Raw genomic sequence first — 18,248 nt, 5'->3', positions numbered from 1 at the left:
AAAGGACGACCGCTAAGTGCTCATAACAAGCCACCTCACTAAGCTCGTGGAAGACCTCGCTAAGTGAGGCTGACATGTATCGCACGTAAGCGGTCAGAAGACGACCGCTAAGTGCTCATAACAAGGAGGCAGAGATGGAACAGTATACAGTAACAGGAATGAGCTGCGCTGCCTGCAGCGCCAGAGTGGAAAAGGCAGTGTCAAAGGTGCCGGGGGTAACATCTTGCTCCGTGAGTCTTTTGACCAATTCCATGGGTGTGGAGGGAACAGCAGCAGCCGGGGATATCATAGCGGCAGTGGAGGCCGCTGGCTACGGTGCGGCAAAAAAGGGTGCTCCGGGAGCAGGAGCTGCCGGGCCGGGCGGTGCTTCGGCACCCGCGGGGGCTGCCGGGAATGAGGATATGCTGAAGGACAGGGAAACTCCCATACTGAAACGGCGTTTATTCGCATCCCTGGGATTTTTGATCGTCCTTATGTATTTCTCTATGGGACATATGATGTGGGGATGGCCGCTGCCGTCATTTTTTACGGATAATCACGTAGCCATGGGACTGATACAGCTTCTGCTCACGGTGATCGTCATGGTCATCAACCAGAAGTTCTTTATCAGCGGCTTTAAGAGCCTGTGGCACAGAGCGCCCAACATGGATACCCTGGTTGCCCTTGGTTCTACCGCCGCTTTCGTATACAGCACCTACGCCCTGTTTGCCATGACCGATGCTCAGGTAAAGGGCAATATGGACGGCGTTATGGCCTATATGCATGAATTTTACTTTGAGTCAGCGGCAATGATATTGACCCTGATCACAGTGGGGAAAATGCTGGAGGCCCGCTCAAAGGGCAAGACCACAGATGCCTTAAAGGGCCTTATGAAGCTGGCTCCCAAAACAGCCGTTCTAGTAAGGGACGGCGTGGAGACAGAGGTTTCCATTGACCAGGTGAGAAAGGGCGACATTTTTGTTGTGCGCCCAGGGGAGAATATCCCGGTGGATGGCGTTGTCCTGGAGGGAAGCAGCGCTGTCAATGAAGCTGCTCTTACAGGCGAGAGCATTCCTGTGGACAAGGCAGAGGGAGATCATGTGTCTGCCGCAACCTTAAACCAGTCAGGCTTTATCAAGTGCGAGGCCACCAGGGTAGGAGAGGACACCACATTATCCCAGATCATCCAGATGGTGAGCGATGCAGCTGCCACGAAGGCTCCCATTGCAAAGGTAGCGGATAAGGTATCCGGTATTTTCGTTCCGGCCGTCATCACTATAGCGGTAGTGACAACCCTGGTGTGGCTGGCAGCAGGCCAGACCATAGGCTTTGCCCTGGCAAGAGGTATTTCCGTGCTGGTTATCAGCTGCCCGTGTGCTTTAGGTCTCGCTACGCCTGTGGCGATCATGGTAGGAAACGGCATGGGCGCAAAGAACGGCATTTTGTTTAAAACAGCAGTTTCCCTGGAGGAAACCGGTAAGGTACAGATCGTGGCTCTCGATAAAACAGGCACCATTACAAACGGAGAGCCCAAGGTGACAGATATTCTTGCGGCTCCCGGAGTGGGGGAGGAGGAGCTGCTCAGGCTGGCCTATTCCCTGGAAAAGAAGAGCGAGCATCCTCTTGCGAAGGCCATCCTTCTGGAGGCAGAGGAGAGAGGGCTTGCCCCAGAGGAGGTTTCTGATTTCCAGGCATTGCCGGGCAATGGCCTGACAGCTGTTTTGGAAGGTGCAGTTGTAAGAGGAGGCAATCATAAATTTATAAGCAGCAAAACGGCGATATCCGAGGAGATGAAGCGGAGATCCGAGGAGCTTGCAGGGGAAGGGAAAACACCTCTGTTCTTCAGCCGTGAGAATGAGCTCGTGGGTATCATTGCAGTGGCTGACGTGATCAAGGAGGACAGCCCCCAGGCAGTGCGGGAGCTCCAGAATATGGGCATCCAGGTGGTAATGCTGACCGGAGACAATGAGCGGACAGCAAAGGCCATCGGCAGACAGGCAGGAGTAGACCAGGTGATCGCAGGGGTACTGCCTGACGGAAAGGAAAGCGTTATCCGCTCCCTGAAGGAGAAAGGAAAGGTTGCCATGGTAGGAGACGGAATCAACGATGCCCCGGCCTTGACCAGGGCGGATATCGGTATTGCCATCGGCGCGGGCACGGATGTTGCCATTGATGCGGCAGATGTGGTATTGATGAAGAGCAGGCTGAGCGATGTACCCGCTGCCATCCGCCTGAGCAGGTCGACCCTGAAGAATATCCATGAAAACCTGTTCTGGGCATTTTTCTACAATACCATAGGGATCCCCCTGGCAGCAGGCCTGTTCATCCCGATCTTCGGATGGAAGCTGAACCCCATGTTCGGCGCGGCAGCCATGAGCCTGTCCAGCTTCTGTGTGGTGACAAACGCCTTGAGACTGAATCTGTTTAACCTGCATGATGCGGGAAAAGATAGAAAAATAAAAGGAAAGCAGAAAAAGGAGAAGAAAACAATGACAAAGACAATGAAGATTGAAGGAATGATGTGCGGACATTGTGAGGCAAGAGTGAAGAAAGTGTTGGAGGCACTTCCGGAGGTATCCGAGGCAGCAGTGAGCCATGAGGCCGGGACGGCTGTTGTTACCCTGGCAGCAGAGGTATCCGATGAAGTGTTAAAGAAGACAGTGGAGGACCAGGATTATAAAGTCATCTCCATCCAGTAACACGGTCATTTGGCAATGTAATCTGGAAAGCCTGTAAAACCGCAAGCCTGTTAAGGAGGCCTTTCGGTATATCCGGCAAAAATAAGGGACAGCTGCTTCTATGAGAGAAGTGCTGTCCCTTACTGCAAGTTATAAGGGGTTTGTTGTTGCATGCAGCGACTGCAGAACATTATCCAATATTCTCCATATCAATCAGCTTCTCATGTGTAAAGACCATAAGTACGAGGATCAGCAGAAGGAACACGGGAAAGAGCACAATGCTCACATGGCTGGCGATGAGGCCGAAAAGGGGCGGCATAAGGCAGGTCCCCACATAGGCACAGGCCATCTGCACTCCCATGATGGCCTGGGATCTGCCGGCGCCAAAGTGATGGGGAGTTGCATGGAGCATGCTGGGATAAATGGGGGCGCAGCCCAGGCCGATCATCACCAGTCCGGCCAGAGAAACGGCCTGTGAGAAGGAGAGCAGGAGCAAAAGAGCTCCGAAAAGGATGATGCCCTGTCCAAGCCTTACCATCTGAGTATCGCTGAGCTTCAGGGATAAAAATCCATTTACTGCTCTTCCGGCGGTGATCCCCATATAGAACAGGCTGGCAAATCCGGCCGCCGCTTTCGCCTCTGCCCCGTGATGGAGTACAAGGTAGCTGGCTGCCCACAGGCCGGCGGTGGCCTCCAGGGCACAATAGCAGAAAAATGCAGTCATAGCTGCTTTGGCCCCTGGGAGGAGAAAAATCTGTCCCAGAGAGAGCGGGGAAAGAAAGGAGGCTGCGCCTTCTTCTTCCTGTGCCTGTTGTTCCTTCCACAGCGGCAGGCTTAACAAAAGGATGAGAGTCAGAGCTGCCTGGAGAATGGCAATATAGCGGTAGCCCATATTCCAGCCCCTGCCTGACAATGCATATCCCATAATATAGGGCCCCAGGGAAGCGCCGATCCCCCACATGCAATGGAGCCAGCTCATATGGCGGCTGGCATAGTGCAGTGCTACGTAATTATTTAAAGACGCGTCAACGCTTCCTGCGCCCAAGCCATAGGGAATGGCCCACAGGCACAGCATCCAAAAGGAGCTGCTGCAGGAAAATCCAAACAGCGCCAGGGCCGTCATTGCCACGCTGATGGCCGTGACCTTTCCCGTCCCCAGCCTCTTTGTCAGGCGGTCGCTCTGGAGGCTTGACAGAATGGTGCCTGCAGAGATGATCATGGAGATCACGCCTGCATAGGATACAGGAACGCCGAGCACAGGGTACATAGAAGGCCAGGCCGATCCCAGTAGGGAGTCCGGCAGTCCGAGACTGATAAAGGCCAGATAGATAATGGCCAGCAGCATATGAAGCATAGGAAGTCCTCCTTATGAAAGAAATTGATTTTCATGCAGAAAATTGATATGATTATATCATCCGATATTTGATCTGTGTTAGGAACAAAACGTCAAATAATATGACAAAATCGTCATAAGGAGGAAGAAATGGCATTATATGAATGTACCACTGTAACAGACAAGGAAGGAAAAGAGCTTCTTGAGCATGGGACGGCCCTGTTTCCCATTGCCTGCTACCGTGATGACATGCACAAAAGGCCAGTCCCCTGGCACTGGCATGAGGAGCTGGAGGCTGCTGTTGTGGTAAAGGGCAGGGCGCTCATAGAAGCAGGGACAGAGAAAGCAGTATTGGAACAGGGAGACGGCTTTTTTATCAATACCGGCATTCTGCACAGCGCGAAAAATGCCGGCAGAGGGGAGTGCATTCTCCATTCCATGTGCTTTCAGCCGTGGCTGGTGGGAGGAAATAAGGACAGCATTTTCTGGACAAAATATGTAAATCCCCTTCTTGCGGACCGTTCAGCCGGCTTGGTGTGCCTGGGGCAGAAGAACAGCAGGGAAGAGGAGGCAGTACGGCTGATCGAAGAGGTATGGGAAACCTGTGTAAAAGAGCCCTCAGGCTATGAATTTGATGTCCGCCATGGATTGTCAAGGCTGATCTGCATACTGCTTTCAGGCAGCCGGCATATCAACGGACAGCCGGATGAAAGGTCCCTTCGCGTGGAAATGCGGATGAAGGACATGCTTCAGTACATCCGGAAAAATTATGCGGGGGAGATGAAAATGAAGGATATTGCGGAAAGCGCCATGGTAAGTGTGAGCGAATGCCTGCGCTGCTTCCGCTCTACCATTGGGACTACCCCCATCCAGTATGTGAAGCAGTACAGGATACAAAAGGCGGCAGAGCTTTTGCGCTCCACCGCCATGAGCATATCGGAGATCGGAGGACAATGCGGCTTCTCCGATATGAGTTATTTTTCCAAGGAATTCCGGAAGGCCTATGCCTGTACGCCGTCTGAATACAGGAGCAGGCAGGCCATTCTTTCCGCAGTGGAAGTTCGGGAGCAAAGCCCTTGAACTAGTGTTTTGTTTCGTTCATTTGGCGAAATATGAACGAGACAAGACACTGGAATCGCGCAGGTGGAATTTATGGCTGCAGGGACTTTTTATAAAGCAGGACGGACAGGGAGGTTCCAATGGCCCAGCCAATGGGCCATGCCATCCATATGCCGATGGTTCCAAGCTCCTTTGAGAGGAAGATGGCAAGGATCACACGGAGGATCAGATCCGTGAATGTGGACACCATGAACTGCCTCATAAGGCTTGCGCCCCTTAAGATACCGTCAGCTACCAGCTTGATGGAGATCACAAAGTAGAATGGAGAGAGGATGCGCAGCATCTGCACTCCGGTAGTCAATGCAGGGCCCTGGGCATCCTCCATGAACAGGAATACCAGCCATTTTCCGCCCAGGAGGTACAGGGCCACAATGGGTATACACAGCATCCAGACCATTTTACATCCGGCCCTGAAGCCCTCATGGACACGGGAGTGCTTTCCTGCGCCGATGTTCTGGGAGGTGAAATTGGAGATCCCGTTGCCCAGAGTGGTAAAAGAGGTGATCACCATGTTGTTCAGCTTAACAGAGGCAGCATAGCCTGCAATGACGGAAGCTCCGAAGCCATTGATGACACTCTGGATCACAATATTTCCCAGAGAAATAAAGCTTTGCTGTAAAATACTGGGAATTGCCACGACGCAGATGGACTTGAAAATGCTCCAGGAAAAGGGTGCGCTCTTTTTATCTGTCTTTAAAGAGGACAGATGACGGAACACTACGATAATAGAAAGGATGCAGCTCACTCCCTGGCAGAGGAAGGTCGCCCAGGCCACACCTGCAACTCCCATGTCAAAGGCTGTTACAAAGAGGATATCCACAGCAATATTGGCAGTGGAAGAGGCTGCCAGGAACCAGAAGGGGGTTTTGGAGTCCCCCAGAGCGGAGAATATTCCCGTAGCAATATTATAGAAGAACAGGAAGGGAAGCCCGCCGATATAGATGTAAAGGTAAAGGGCAGAATCCGCAAAAATCTCCTCCGGTGTTTTGATCAGCGCCAGCAGCCGGCCGCAGAACAGGAAGCCTCCCGTCATCAGAAACAGGCACAGCACAGCGCCGGAAACCAAGGTAGTATGTACCGCTGTTTTTACATTGGCATAGTCCTTTGCCCCAAAAAAGCGGCTGGTGATAACCGAGCAGCCGATGTTGCAGCCAAAGGCAAAGGCAATGAAGATCAGGGTGATCTCATAGCTGTTTCCAACTGCCGCGAGGGCATTTTCGCCTACAAATTTTCCTGCTACCAGGCTGTCTGCAATGTTGTACAGCTGTTGGAATATAATGCTTCCGAACAGCGGCAGGCAGAAGGCCCACAGGACCTGTTCCGGTTTTCCTTCTGTAAGATCTTTTGTCATTTTTCGCACGCTCCTCTAAATTCAATGATCATTATCTGGCAGCCGGATGGATTTTCTTTGGATTCCGCATCTTGTGCTGTGGCTGCCGGGAGGACGGCTGGTGCGACTTTGCAGGACATTTAGAAGCACTTAGGCAGCTGATTTTTTCATTCAGAGCCGCAGCAATGCTTGTTTGAGCGCAGCGAGTTCCTTTGATGCGGCTCTGGCTTTTAGAAAAAAGCAGGTGTCTTAGTGCTTCTTATGTCCGAAACCCGGAGCTTCCAGCCGTCCTCCCGGCAGCCACAGCACAAGATGCGGAAACGCAAGTGCTTCCCGGCTTGTGCCATATCCGACTTTATAGTATAATCGCAATCAGGTAAGATGTAAAAGGTATATTTGAGATATGAACTATATTAATTTGACATGGCAGCGAGAGAGGAGAAGAGAAAGGGAATGGCAGTCAATTATGATTATTACCGGATTTTCTACTATGTGGCGAGATACAAAAGCTTTACCCAGGCTGCAAAGATACTGCTGAATAACCAGCCCAATATTACCAGGGCTATGAACAATCTGGAGCATGAGCTGGGCTGCCGTCTGTTTGTGCGGAGCAACCGTGGAATCGCCCTGACACCTGAGGGAGAAAAGCTGTATGATCATGTGGCCATTGCCTATGAGCAGCTGGCGGCAGGGGAGGCAGAGGTGTTAAGCTCCACCAGCCTACAGAGCGGCATTCTGTCTATTGGCTGCAGCGCATCGGCCCTCCATGGCATCCTGATGTCAAAGCTGGAGGCCTTCCACGATGCCTATCCGGGGGTTAAGCTCCATATTTCCAACTACTCCACGCCCCAGGCAGTCACTGCGCTGAAAAATGGCATTGTGGATTTTGCAGTAGTCACCACGCCGGCGGATATCCCGAAGCCGCTTTTGGAGATCCCTCTTAAGTCCTACTGCGAGTCCCCGGTTGGGGGACCGAAATATAAGGCGCTGTCAGGCAGGGCTATTTCCTTAAAAGAAATGCTTCAGTATCCTTTCATCTGTCTGTCCCCCTTTACCCAGACGTTTAGCCTTTACAGCCAGTTCTTCTTAAGCCACGGCCTGACCATGGAGCCGGATATTGAGGCAGCCTCCGCAGGGGAGATCCTGCCGCTCATAAAGCATAACCTGGGTATCGGCTTTCTGCCGGATTTTTTTGTGAAGGAGCCAGTGGAACGGGGAGAAATATTCTATCTTAACTTAAAAGAGAAGCTGCCAACGCGCTGCATCAGCCTTGTAAAAGATACCAGAAAGCCATTAAGCACAGCAGCCCGCGAATTTGAACGGGTGCTGTGCCAGACGACTTTATTGGATAGTTGAGATTTTTAAATGTTACTATTTTTTAAGTACGGTTTCCCCAATGATAATGTTGGCGGCAGCCACACCCAGGCCAATAACGATAACGGTGATATCACTTGTGAGTGTCAGTAAAGGCATAATGGCTACAAGTATCGCGGCTAAAGGTCCAAAGATGCTGGCGGCTACGCCGAAGGAATCGTAGGCAGAGGTCTCTCCATTCGGGTCTACACAGCGTCCAAGGGCAATTGCGGTGGTAGAGGACCCCAGGGATTGTCCAAAAATGCAGCACATGGTTTCAAACCAATCCTTTTTTAACCAGCGCTTTCCAAAATAGAAGCATGCAATAATGGTAAAGCTAACCATGATCACTGTCATGATGATGATCGGTACAATAAAGGATGCGAGTAAGCCAATATTTAAGGTGGCCACTGCGGAGGTCACACAGATCTCAAGAGCAAGGCCGGAGATCGTGCTGATGCTCTTAGAATCCAGATATCCATCCGTATGGGTCCTGAGCATGAGAAACCATACAATAGCTCCTCCAACCATACCGTGAAGAAAGGACGGAAACTGCTTTGCCAGAGGAAACAGATTTCCAATAGGCTCAAAAATGAGATCACCTACATAGATGGACAGCAGGATGAGGCCAAGCTGCAGTGCCAGGGAGTTGATGCTGCCGCCGGATACGGTTCCAAAGCCAATGGCCTTCTGCTGCTTTTCAGGGATGACGCCTCCATAGAGGGTTGCATCGGATGCATCCATGCTGACAACCTTTGCCCAGCCCCGGCGCACGCCGATATTTACAATGACCACGCCTACAAGCATTGCCAGCATGAGTCCCAGCGTTGCCAGTATGATGCCAAGATCCAGAGCGCCCTCGCAGCCATAGGACTCATAAAAGTTTCCTGCACTTGATGCTGCGCCGTGTCCGCCGAAGAATGCATATACGCTTAAGATGCCCCAATGCTTTGGGAGGCTGGGCCATAGGCAGCCTAAAAGCTTTCCCACCAGCAGGCCGATGCCCATCTGCCCGAAGTAAACAAGGCATTCTACATTTGTGGTGGATGCATAGCTTTTTAATTTTCCGCGGGTGATGGTCGATCCGAGGATCATTGCCGTCATAACAATGCCGATCATGGGGCTTGCCATCTGTCCGAAGGTTTCGGGAATCTCGATCAGGCCAATGCACTGGGGGCCCAGGATCAATGCGATCAAGCCTCCGAGGACAGACGCCGGAATAAACAATCTCTGTAGCGGCTTAAATATCTCGCGGATGGCAAAACCGGCCAGCAGAAAAACAAAGAGCATCATTAAATCATGAAATACCGTTGAAAACATACCTTATCCCCCAATTCTTTTTATACGATGATCCCGTCCGCAGGCTGTCCCTTGATGACATTGATCACATTGTCGACAACAGCTATACCAGTGCGGTATAGGGCTTCCTCTGTGTTTCCTCCAATATGGGGAGTAGCAGAGAAATTTTCAAGGGTCAGCAGTTTGCTGTCCTTTGGAAGAGGCTCAACCGCAAAGGTATCAAAGGCGGCTGCCTTTAGAGGACCCTCTGTCAGGGCGCAGTAAAGGCCGTCTTCATTTACGATCTGTCCTCTGGCCGCATTTACAAGGATTGCCCCCGGTTTAAAGTGGCGGAACATATCCCCTGAGACAAGGCCGACAGTGCCTTTGCTCAATGGAACACTGATATTGACGAGGTCGCTGACCTCTAACAGATCCTCCAGCCGCTCGTATTTTTTGAAGCCAAGGGCAGCAGCCCTTTCATTATCCACAAATGGATCATAACCGCATATTTCACAGTCAAATGCGTTTCTCATGATCTTTGCCACAAGCTGGGAGATATTTCCCATGCCTACCAGGCCCACTGTTTTTCCGCTGACATCACTTCCAAGAAGATCCGGCGGCGCGATCCTTGTGAATGCGCCTCTGCGCAGCTTCACATTACATTCGTAAAAATGGCGGCTCATGGCAAGAAAGCATCCCACAATATATTCCGCAACAGAGTTGGCATTTGTCCTGGGGGTATTTAACACCCGGACACCGCACTCTCTTGCAGCATCCAGGTCGATGATGTTCATGGCAATTCCATGCCGTCCGATCACCTTTAAGTTCTTAGCGGCCCGGATCATCTCTCCCGTCACCTGTGTGCCGCGTACGATAATGCCGTCCAACTCCTCTATATGGTCAAAATTTGTCACCACCTCAGCCTGGCTCCTTAAATGGGAGGCGGCGTCCGGATGTATAAATTCATTTAAATAGATCTTCATGCTTATGTCACTCCATCCTCTTCTCCTATTTTGGCGTCTAATAGATCTCAAAGCCGCATTTTGCCACCTGGTTTTCGATCATTTCAAAGCCCTTGCTCTGCTCCCACATTCCATCAGCGATGATTTTGTCAAATTCCTTCTCTCTCTCCACAACGGCCAGCGCCTTCTTTAAAAGCTCAGGGGCGTCAGCCGGACGGATCACCAGCACGCCGTCCTCATCGGCCGTAATAATATCGCCGGGATGGACCACCTGATTTCCGCAGGAAATGTCCGTATTGATCTCGCCGTAGCCATTTTTGTAGGGGCCGCGCGGGGTTACTCCGCGGGCATACACCGCAAAGTCATGATCCCTCAAAAATGCCACATCCCGCACAACTCCGTCCACCACAAAACCTGCAATTCCCTTTTTCATGGCGAACTGGTACATAAGGTCTCCGCATACGCTTTGGTTCATATCGCCGATCGCATCAACCACGATGACATCCCCCGGCTTTGCCAGTGCAATGGCTTTGTTGAACAGAAGGTTGTCGCCAATGGCAGCCTTGACGGTGAAGGCTGGTCCGAGGAGTGTCTGTTTTTTTCCCATGGGCTTGATCTGGGAGGCCATAACAAACAGCCTTCCCATACAATCGGAAATATTCGCAACGGGGATCCCGCGGAAGGCTTCGATCAGCTCCTTATCTGGACGCTCAAAATCAGTAAAAATCCGTAATCCTGCTGTTGACATGTTTTTTCTCCTTTTCTTCTCATACGCTTGTTCCGGAAACTGCGATGGTTATTCTTATGAGATAAGAATAACAGTATTTTTGTTATAAGTGAATTCGAAATATCTTATCAAATTAATAACAAATATGTTATAATGTGGTTAGAAGCTCCATTTACCTACCGAAAGGAGAACGGGATGACAGATACACAGATTGATGCATTTTTAGCGGTCGTACAATTTGGAAGCTTTACAAAGGCAGCAGAGAGCTTATTTATTTCAGAACCAGCTCTAAGCCGCAGTATTCTGCTGCTGGAGAAGGAGCTGGGATGCACTCTGATCGAGAGAAAAAGAGGAGGGAGGCTGCAGGCGCTGACACCTGCCGGAAAACAGTTCGTACAGATTGCAGACAGATGGAAGATACTGGTCACAGAATCCAAAAAGCTTACGGACAGCGAAGACGCAGACCTTCTGCGCATCGCAGCAGTGGAATCCTTCAACAGCTATGTCCTTCCCTCCGTTTACAGGCAATGCATGGAGCGAAAGCCAGAACTCCATCTGCTGATCGATACGCTCCATACCCAGGAAATTTATAAACAGATCGCACATGGACTATATGATCTGGCCTTTGTATCCTCCACCTCAGATGCAAAAAATCTGGAATTTACAGATATATTCCATGAAAAGGTGGTCCTCATCTGCCCGGCAGGGATGCTGCCTTCCGGGCCGGTCCACCCGACACAGCTTGACCCGCAGCAGGAGATTTTATCTGTCTGGGCAGCGGATTACCAGGCATGGGGACAGTTCTGGTTTGGTTCCGACTCCCGCTCCCGCCTGTATCTGCGCACGCTGAACAAGATTGAACAATTTATCCTGCATTTTAAAATGTGGTCGTTTATGCCTGTTTCCATTGCACACTCTCTTGCAGGCCAGTTTCCCATAGAACTGCATGAGATTACCAGCGGTCCGCCTGACCGCATCTGCTATGCGGTTCAAAACAGAACTTTTCATCATTCTGCTTCGGAAGAGCTGATCGATCTGGTGCGGGAAGCGGTGAAGGATATGGATGGTATCCGGCTGTCGTCCTGAATAGGAGATAGAGATAAAAAATGCCTGGAAAAAAGAGATCGTAGTCCAGGCATTTTAAGCAGATGATAGATTTAGATCCGTGCGGTCCCCTCTTCAATTGCCACGTCGGCCACAGCCTTTGCCACCACATCGGCTACGGATTTATTGAGCGGTGATGCGATGATGTTCTCGGCAGTCAGCTCCTCATCGGGGATAATGCTGGCGATGGCGTAGGAGGTGCGCTGCTTCATGCTTTCCGTGATCTCCTTTGCACGGACAGACAGTGCTCCCTTGAAAATGCCGGGGAATACGAGCACGTTGTTGATCTGGTTGGGGAAGTCGGAGCGGCCGGTCCCCACAACAGCTGCGCCGCCTGCCAGCGCCTCGTCAGGCATGATCTCAGGGGTGGGATTTGCCATGGCAAATACGATGCCGTTATTCATGGTGGCTACCATTTCCTTTGTCACCAGATTGGGACGGGATACGCCTACGAAGACATCGGCGCCCTTTAAGGCGTCAGCCAGCTTACCGTGCTCATGCTCCGGGTTGCTGATATGGGAGATCTCCTCCTGGCCTGGATTGAGGCCCTCGTCGCCTTCGCAGATAATACCGTTAATATCGCACATGATGACATTTCCAAAGCCCATGTTGATCAGATGCTTTCCGATTGCAATGCCTGCTGCTCCGGCGCCGTTGATGACGATCTTTAATTTGCCCATTTCCTTCTTTGTCACCTTTACTGCATTTAACAGGGCAGCGGCAACTACGATGGCAGTGCCGTGCTGGTCGTCGTGGAATACAGGGATATCACACAGCTCCTTTAAGCGGCGCTCGATCTCGAAGCATCTGGGAGCGGCAATGTCCTCCAGGTTGATGCCTCCGAAGCTTTTGGATATGAGGTAAATGGTCTGGACGATGGTGTCCGTATCCTTTGAGTCAATGCACAGCGGGAATGCATCAACGCCTGCAAATTCTTTAAACAGGGCACATTTTCCCTCCATAACAGGCATGCCGGCTGCGGGGCCGATATCCCCCAGACCCAGTACGGCAGTGCCGTCTGTGATAACGGCAACCAGATTGGAACGGCGGGTCAGCTTAAAGGACTGCTCATAGTCCTTTGCGATCACGCGGCAGGGCTCTGCCACACCCGGAGTGTAGGCCAGGGACAGATCCTCTCTGGTCTCGATCTTTTTGCGGGAAATGACCTCGATCTTTCCGCCTAATTCGTAATGCATATTCAGAGATGCTTGATTGATATCCATAGTTTTTGTTCTCCTTTTTTTCTGATTCGTTCTATCTGTGCAGGATTCTGATGCCGCCATGCTATACCATTTTTTCCGGTTTAAATACCTCATCAAACCGCTCGGCAGTCAAAAAGCCAAGCTCCACACAGGCCTCCTTTAGGGAAATGTTCTCCTTGTAGGCTTTCTTCGCTGTTTTGGCAGCATTTTCATAGCCAATGTAAGGATTCAGGCAGGTGACTAACATCAGGGAACGGTGAAGATTCTCGCCCATTTTTTCCCTGTTGGCCCTGATCCCAACAGCGCAGTTGTTGTTAAAGGATACCAGGGAATCGGAAAGCAGCCTTACGGACTGTAAAAAATTGTAAATGCATACAGGCATAAACACATTCAATTCAAAGTTGCCCTGGGAGGCGGCCATGCCGACAGCCACGTCATTAGCCATAACCTGTACAGCCACCATGGTAACGGACTCACACTGTGTCGGGTTTACCTTGCCGGGCATAATGGAGCTGCCGGGTTCATTTTCAGGGATAAAGATCTCTCCCAGGCCGCAGCGCGGGCCGCTGGAAAGCCAGCGCACATCATTGGCGATCTTCATCATGTTGGCGGCCAGTGCCTTTAAGGCGCCGTGGGCAAATACCAGCTCGTCCTTGCTGGTCAGGGAGTGGAACTTGTTGGCAGCCGTTTTAAACTCCCGTCCTGTGAGCTCGGATATGGCCTTTGCCACCTCCACATCAAAGCCCTCCGGAGCATTTAAGCCTGTTCCGACGGCGGTGCCGCCTAAAGCCAGCTCGCGGAGGCCGGAAAGGCTCATTACCAGCATTTCACGGGATTTCTCCAGCATATTTTTCCAGCCGCTGATCTCCTGGGAAAAGGTGATGGGAGTCGCATCCTGGAGATGGGTGCGCCCTGTCTTGATGATGCCCTCATTTTCGCGCATCAGGCGCTCAAAGGTGCCGGCCAGAAGATCAATGCTGGGAAGCAGCTTGTCCTCAATGGCGATTGCGGCTGCAATGTGCATGGCTGTGGGGAAGGTATCGTTGGAACTCTGGGACATGTTGGAATGGTCGTTGGGATGAAGAAGCTTTTCACCTGCGATCTCGTTGCCTCTGCCCGCGATCACCTCGTTTACGTTCATGTTGGACTGAGTGCCGCTTCCGGTCTGCCATACAGCTAAGGGGAAATTGCCGTCCAATTTTCCCTCCAGGATCTCATCACATACCTGTGAGATCAGGGAAAGACGTCTGTCATCCAGCTTGCCTAAGCGGTTGTTCGCCATGGCAGCCGCCTTCTTTAAAACCGCGAAGGCGCGGATGACCTCCTCCGGTATCTTCTCAATGCCGATCTTGAAGTTTTCAAAGCTTCTCTGGGTCTGCGCACCCCAGTAGCGGTCTGCCGGAACCTGAATTTCGCCCATTGAATCATGTTCGATTCTGAATTCCATAGTGATATGTACCTCCTCGGAAATAGTATGTATTCTTAAACGCTCTTGCACCTTGCTCTATTATATGCTACCGGACAGGATTCGTCCAGCGGCTTTCCGGGGAAGTTTTTGTATTTTGCACTGCACGTTTGCGCTGCGCCTGCCGGAAAGCTGTCTGAAGCCGGAACGTTGGCTGTCCTCCCGGCGGCGAGGTACAAAATAGATAATAGTAGAAAAAACGCAGATTTCATGTATAATAGTTACATGATATGAAAATAAGATGAATACGAATGAAAGGAAGAAAGAAAATGACAAACCGGCTGAAGGAACGGTTCCAGCGTTTTATGATCGGAAGGTACGGCATGGACCAGCTGGGACAATTTATGGCATATGTGGTTCTGGCTCTGGTCCTGTTAAATTTCATTATCCGTGCCCCGCTTCCCTCAAGGATCATGGGAGTTCTTGAGTTTGCAGGCATTGTGCTTATGTATGGGCGCATGTTTTCTAAGAACATTAATAAACGGTCCAAAGAAAACCAGGCATTTCTGCGCCGCATGTTTTATGTGACAGAGTATTTGAAAAAACTGCGTTTCCAGTTTGAAGAGGGACGCAAATACCGGATTTTCAAATGCCCAGGCTGCGGCCAGAAGGTCCGCGTTCCCAGAGGACATGGGAAGATCAGCATCCACTGCCCGAAGTGTGGGGAGGATTTTATTAAGAAGAGTTGAGAAGCGTTGGAAAATTGGGATACAGGCATAAGAAAGCCTCAGGGAGCCCTTGAATAGGGGGCGGCCTGGGGCTTTCTGCATTTACGCAGATTTTACAGAATCTATACCTTACCCTGCTTTCGCCTGCCGCAAAACTTTTGTATACTCCACCATGTAAGAACAAAAAAACATTCATGAAAGAAAGCGCACAAAAAACGCAGATAAAGCGGAGGAAATGTATCATGAGAAAGAATAATAAGAAAGTAATCGCATTGGTTGGTTCGGCTGTTATGGCAGTGAGCATGCTGGCAGGCTGCGGGAGCAACAGCAGCAATACCACTACAGCAGCAACAGAGGCAGCAAAGCCAGAGGCTCCTGCAGCTGATACAACAGAAGCAGCAGAGACAGAAGCAGAGGCAGCTCCTGCAGCTGATTTAAGCGGTTCCATCAGCATGGTAGGCTCCACCTCCATGGAGAAGTTTGCCAATGCATTGAGCGAGTCCTTTATGGAGAAATATCCGAAGGTGACAGTGACCGCTGAGTTCGTAGGCTCCGGCGCTGGTATTGAGGCCGTTACCAACGGCGCGGCTGACATCGGTAATTCTTCCAGAAATTTAAAGGAAGAGGAGAAGGCAGCAGGCGTGGTGGAAAACATTGTGGCAATTGATGGAATTGCAGTAGTGGTAGATACTGCCAATGCAGTAGAAGACCTGACGAAGCAGCAGCTGTCCGATATTTATTCAGGAACCGTTACCAACTGGAAGGATGTAGGCGGAAATGACGCGCCTATCGTGGTAGTGGGCCGTGAGTCCGGTTCCGGCACAAGAAGCGCCTTTGAGGAGCTTTTAAAGCTGGAGGATGCCTGCAAGTACAGCAACGAGCTGGACAGCACCGGAGCAGTGATGGCAAAGGTAGCTTCCACACCAGGCGCTATCGGCTATGTATCTCTGGATGTGCTGGATGACACCGTAAAGGCACTGAAGTTAGAGGGCGTAGAGCCTACAGAGGAGAACATCAAGGCCGGATCCTATTTCTTAAGCCGTCCGTTCGTAATGGCTACAAAGGGTGAGATCGCACAGCAGAATGACCTGGTAAAGGCACTGTTTGACTATATCTACTCTGCTGAAGGAAGTGAGATCGTGAAGTCCGTGGGCCTGATCTCCGTAGACTAACGGACACCGGCAGAGAAAGGAGGCTTACCTGCATGAAAATGGAAGTAACTTCTATTTACTCCCACCATGGAAGCAAGTCTGCCGTTGAAAAAGCTGCACAAGTGATCTTCACCGCCTGCGGCTTTTTCGCTGTGCTGGCTGTGGGCTCTATCACACTGTACATGCTGATCAGCGGCACCCCGGCCCTGTTTAAAGTGGGAATACTGGAAATACTGTTCGGAAGCGTATGGCAGCCGGCAGCTGCTTCCCCAAGCTTCGGCATTCTGTATGTTATCCTCACATCCATTGTGGGCACCTTCCTGGCGATCCTGATCGGAGTTCCGGTGGGAGTGATGACAGCAGTCTTCCTGGCAGAGACAGCTCCGAAAAGGCTGGCAGATATCGTCCGTCCTGCAGTTGAACTTCTTGCAGGGATCCCTTCTGTTATATACGGGCTTTTGGGAATACTGGTTTTAAATCCCCTTATGTATAAGCTGGAGCTGATCATTTTCAAAGGCTCTGAGACACATCAGTTTACGGGAGGCGCTAATCTGATCTCTGCGGTCCTGGTGCTGGCTCTTATGATCCTTCCAACGGTTATCAATATCAGCGAATCCGCTCTCCGGGCTGTTCCGGCGCATTTAAAGAGCGCATCCCTGGCCCTGGGAGCTACAAAGATACAGACCATTTTCCAGGTGATCATCCCGGCTGCCAAATCCGGTATTATCACAGCCATTGTCCTGGGCACAGGGCGTGCCATCGGCGAGGCCATGGCCATCAGCCTGGTATCGGGAAGCTCTGTGAACCTGCCCCTTCCTTTCCACTCTGTCCGTTTCCTCACAACGGCCATTGTATCGGAAATGGGCTACGCCTCAGGCCTTCACAGGCAGGTACTGTTTACCATAGGCCTGGTGCTGTTCGCATTTATCATGCTTATCAATTTGAGCCTTACAAAAATTTTGAAGAAGGGAGGAGCCTTAAATGACAAGTGATCTGGCAGTACAGATAAACGGAAGCTCCATCGTAAAGGAGAGCATTTACGGAAAACGGGTGCGTACCCAGGATGTGATCCTGACAGGGATCATATATGGCTGCGCGGGCCTTTCCCTCCTTTTGCTGGTAGGGATCCTGGGCTATACCTTTGTCCGGGGTATTCCCAATGTGACGTGGACATTTTTAAGCACGGCATCCAGCGCTACAAAGGGAACCTTCGGCATCCTGGGAAATATGATCAATACCCTGTATATTGTGGCGATCACCCTGGTCATCGCTACTCCCATCGGCGTGGGCTCCGCTGTTTATCTAAACGAATATGCAAAGCCGGGCAAGGGAGTCCGCATCATTGAATTTACTACGGAGATCCTTTCCGGAATCCCGTCCATTATCTTCGGCCTTTTCGGAATGGTGTTTTTTGGAAATACCTTAGGCCTGGGCTATTCCATTCTCACAGGAGCCTTGACCTTGACTCTCATGATCCTGCCCCTGATCACGAGAACAACCCAGGAGGCCCTGAAAACGGTACCTGACAGCTACCGTCACGGAGCCCTGGGGATCGGGGCCACCAAATGGTATATGATACGCACCATCCTTCTTCCCAGCGCCATGCCCGGCATCCTCACGGGAGTGATCCTGGCCATCGGGCGTATTGTGGGAGAGTCGGCAGCCTTGCTGTTCACAGCCGGAAGCGGGTATTACCTGCCAAAGAACCTGCTCGCAAAGATATTCGAATCAGGAGGGACCCTGACGATCCAGCTCTATCTGTTCATGCAGAAGGCAAAATACAACGAGGCCTTTGGAACGGCTGTGGTGCTCCTTGTGATCGTGTTGGGCATCAACGGGCTTGCAAAATATCTTTCCCACAAATTTAATGTGGAGACGAAATAAAGAGGAGAACAA

General features: G+C 51.1%; 15 protein-coding genes. 8 read left to right on the top strand and 7 right to left on the bottom strand.

Annotated features, from left to right (window positions below):
• Positions 1-134: 134 nt before the first annotated feature.
• The gene (locus LIZ87_RS09590; RefSeq protein ID WP_178314190.1) at positions 135-2,678 is read left to right on the top strand and encodes a heavy metal translocating P-type ATPase; all 2,544 of its coding nucleotides are present in this window, start codon (positions 135-137) and stop codon (positions 2,676-2,678) included.
• Positions 2,679-2,847: 169 nt separating this feature from the next.
• Here LIZ87_RS09590 and LIZ87_RS09585 read toward each other — a convergent pair whose 3' ends face one another.
• The gene (locus LIZ87_RS09585) at positions 2,848-4,011 is read right to left on the bottom strand and encodes an MFS transporter (RefSeq protein WP_227146621.1); all 1,164 of its coding nucleotides are present in this window, start codon (positions 4,009-4,011) and stop codon (positions 2,848-2,850) included.
• 129 nt (positions 4,012-4,140) lie between these two features.
• On the opposite strand from LIZ87_RS09585, the gene LIZ87_RS09580 reads away from it, so the two are divergent.
• Entirely contained in the window at positions 4,141-5,070 is a 930-nt protein-coding gene (locus LIZ87_RS09580; RefSeq protein WP_227146618.1) for an AraC family transcriptional regulator, read from the top strand.
• 70 nt (positions 5,071-5,140) lie between these two features.
• Here LIZ87_RS09580 and LIZ87_RS09575 read toward each other — a convergent pair whose 3' ends face one another.
• Entirely contained in the window at positions 5,141-6,460 is a 1,320-nt protein-coding gene (locus tag LIZ87_RS09575) for an MATE family efflux transporter (protein ID WP_227146615.1), read from the bottom strand.
• A gap of 432 nt (positions 6,461-6,892) precedes the next feature.
• Between LIZ87_RS09575 and LIZ87_RS09570 the strand changes: the two genes are divergently transcribed.
• Positions 6,893-7,795, top strand: a complete 903-nt coding sequence (locus tag LIZ87_RS09570) for a LysR family transcriptional regulator (protein WP_178313863.1) — start codon at positions 6,893-6,895, stop codon at positions 7,793-7,795.
• Positions 7,796-7,810: 15 nt separating this feature from the next.
• On the opposite strand, the gene LIZ87_RS09565 is transcribed toward LIZ87_RS09570, so the two are convergent.
• From LIZ87_RS09565 to LIZ87_RS09555, 3 genes are read right to left on the bottom strand one after another with little or no spacing between them, the layout of a single operon-like run.
• Entirely contained in the window at positions 7,811-9,112 is a 1,302-nt protein-coding gene (locus LIZ87_RS09565; RefSeq protein ID WP_227146612.1) for a sodium/glutamate symporter, read from the bottom strand.
• A gap of 20 nt (positions 9,113-9,132) precedes the next feature.
• On the bottom strand, positions 9,133-10,056 hold the full coding sequence (locus tag LIZ87_RS09560) for an NAD(P)-dependent oxidoreductase (RefSeq protein WP_227146610.1): 924 nt from the start codon (positions 10,054-10,056) through the stop codon (positions 9,133-9,135).
• Between the two features lie 37 nt (positions 10,057-10,093).
• On the bottom strand, positions 10,094-10,783 hold the full coding sequence (locus LIZ87_RS09555) for an RraA family protein (protein WP_178316218.1): 690 nt from the start codon (positions 10,781-10,783) through the stop codon (positions 10,094-10,096).
• A gap of 174 nt (positions 10,784-10,957) precedes the next feature.
• Between LIZ87_RS09555 and LIZ87_RS09550 the strand changes: the two genes are divergently transcribed.
• Entirely contained in the window at positions 10,958-11,848 is an 891-nt protein-coding gene (locus LIZ87_RS09550) for a LysR family transcriptional regulator (protein ID WP_227146607.1), read from the top strand.
• A gap of 71 nt (positions 11,849-11,919) precedes the next feature.
• Here the strand turns inward: LIZ87_RS09550 and LIZ87_RS09545 are convergent, their stop codons facing one another.
• Complete coding sequence (locus LIZ87_RS09545) at positions 11,920-13,089, bottom strand: NAD(P)-dependent malic enzyme (protein ID WP_227146604.1); 1,170 nt, start codon at positions 13,087-13,089, stop codon at positions 11,920-11,922.
• A 61-nt stretch (positions 13,090-13,150) separates the two neighbouring features.
• Positions 13,151-14,515 carry a class II fumarate hydratase gene (gene fumC, locus LIZ87_RS09540; RefSeq protein WP_227146601.1) on the bottom strand — a complete coding sequence of 455 codons (1,365 nt, stop codon included), beginning with the start codon at positions 14,513-14,515 and terminating at the stop codon, positions 13,151-13,153.
• A 287-nt stretch (positions 14,516-14,802) separates the two neighbouring features.
• Here fumC and LIZ87_RS09535 point away from each other — a divergent pair, with 287 nt between their 5' ends.
• The 4 genes from LIZ87_RS09535 to pstA all read left to right on the top strand — a co-directional run bounded on the left by LIZ87_RS09535 (position 14,803) and on the right by pstA (position 18,236).
• The gene (locus LIZ87_RS09535) at positions 14,803-15,222 is read left to right on the top strand and encodes a hypothetical protein (protein ID WP_227146598.1); all 420 of its coding nucleotides are present in this window, start codon (positions 14,803-14,805) and stop codon (positions 15,220-15,222) included.
• A 221-nt stretch (positions 15,223-15,443) separates the two neighbouring features.
• Positions 15,444-16,373, top strand: a complete 930-nt coding sequence (locus LIZ87_RS09530) for a phosphate ABC transporter substrate-binding protein (RefSeq protein ID WP_227146595.1) — start codon at positions 15,444-15,446, stop codon at positions 16,371-16,373.
• A 32-nt stretch (positions 16,374-16,405) separates the two neighbouring features.
• A complete protein-coding gene (gene pstC, locus LIZ87_RS09525; RefSeq protein WP_178316468.1) occupies positions 16,406-17,344 on the top strand; it encodes a phosphate ABC transporter permease subunit PstC in 939 nt (312 codons plus the stop codon).
• Complete coding sequence (gene pstA, locus LIZ87_RS09520) at positions 17,334-18,236, top strand: phosphate ABC transporter permease PstA (protein ID WP_227146592.1); 903 nt, start codon at positions 17,334-17,336, stop codon at positions 18,234-18,236. Before pstC ends, pstA begins: the two co-directional genes overlap by 11 nt.
• The last annotated feature ends 12 nt before the right edge of the window (positions 18,237-18,248 follow it).

The organism is Lacrimispora sp. 210928-DFI.3.58, from assembly GCF_020554865.1.
GTDB lineage: Bacteria > Bacillota > Clostridia > Lachnospirales > Lachnospiraceae > Enterocloster.
The sequence above is the reverse complement of the archived record's forward strand: the minus strand, read 5'-3'. Positions and strand labels throughout refer to the sequence as shown.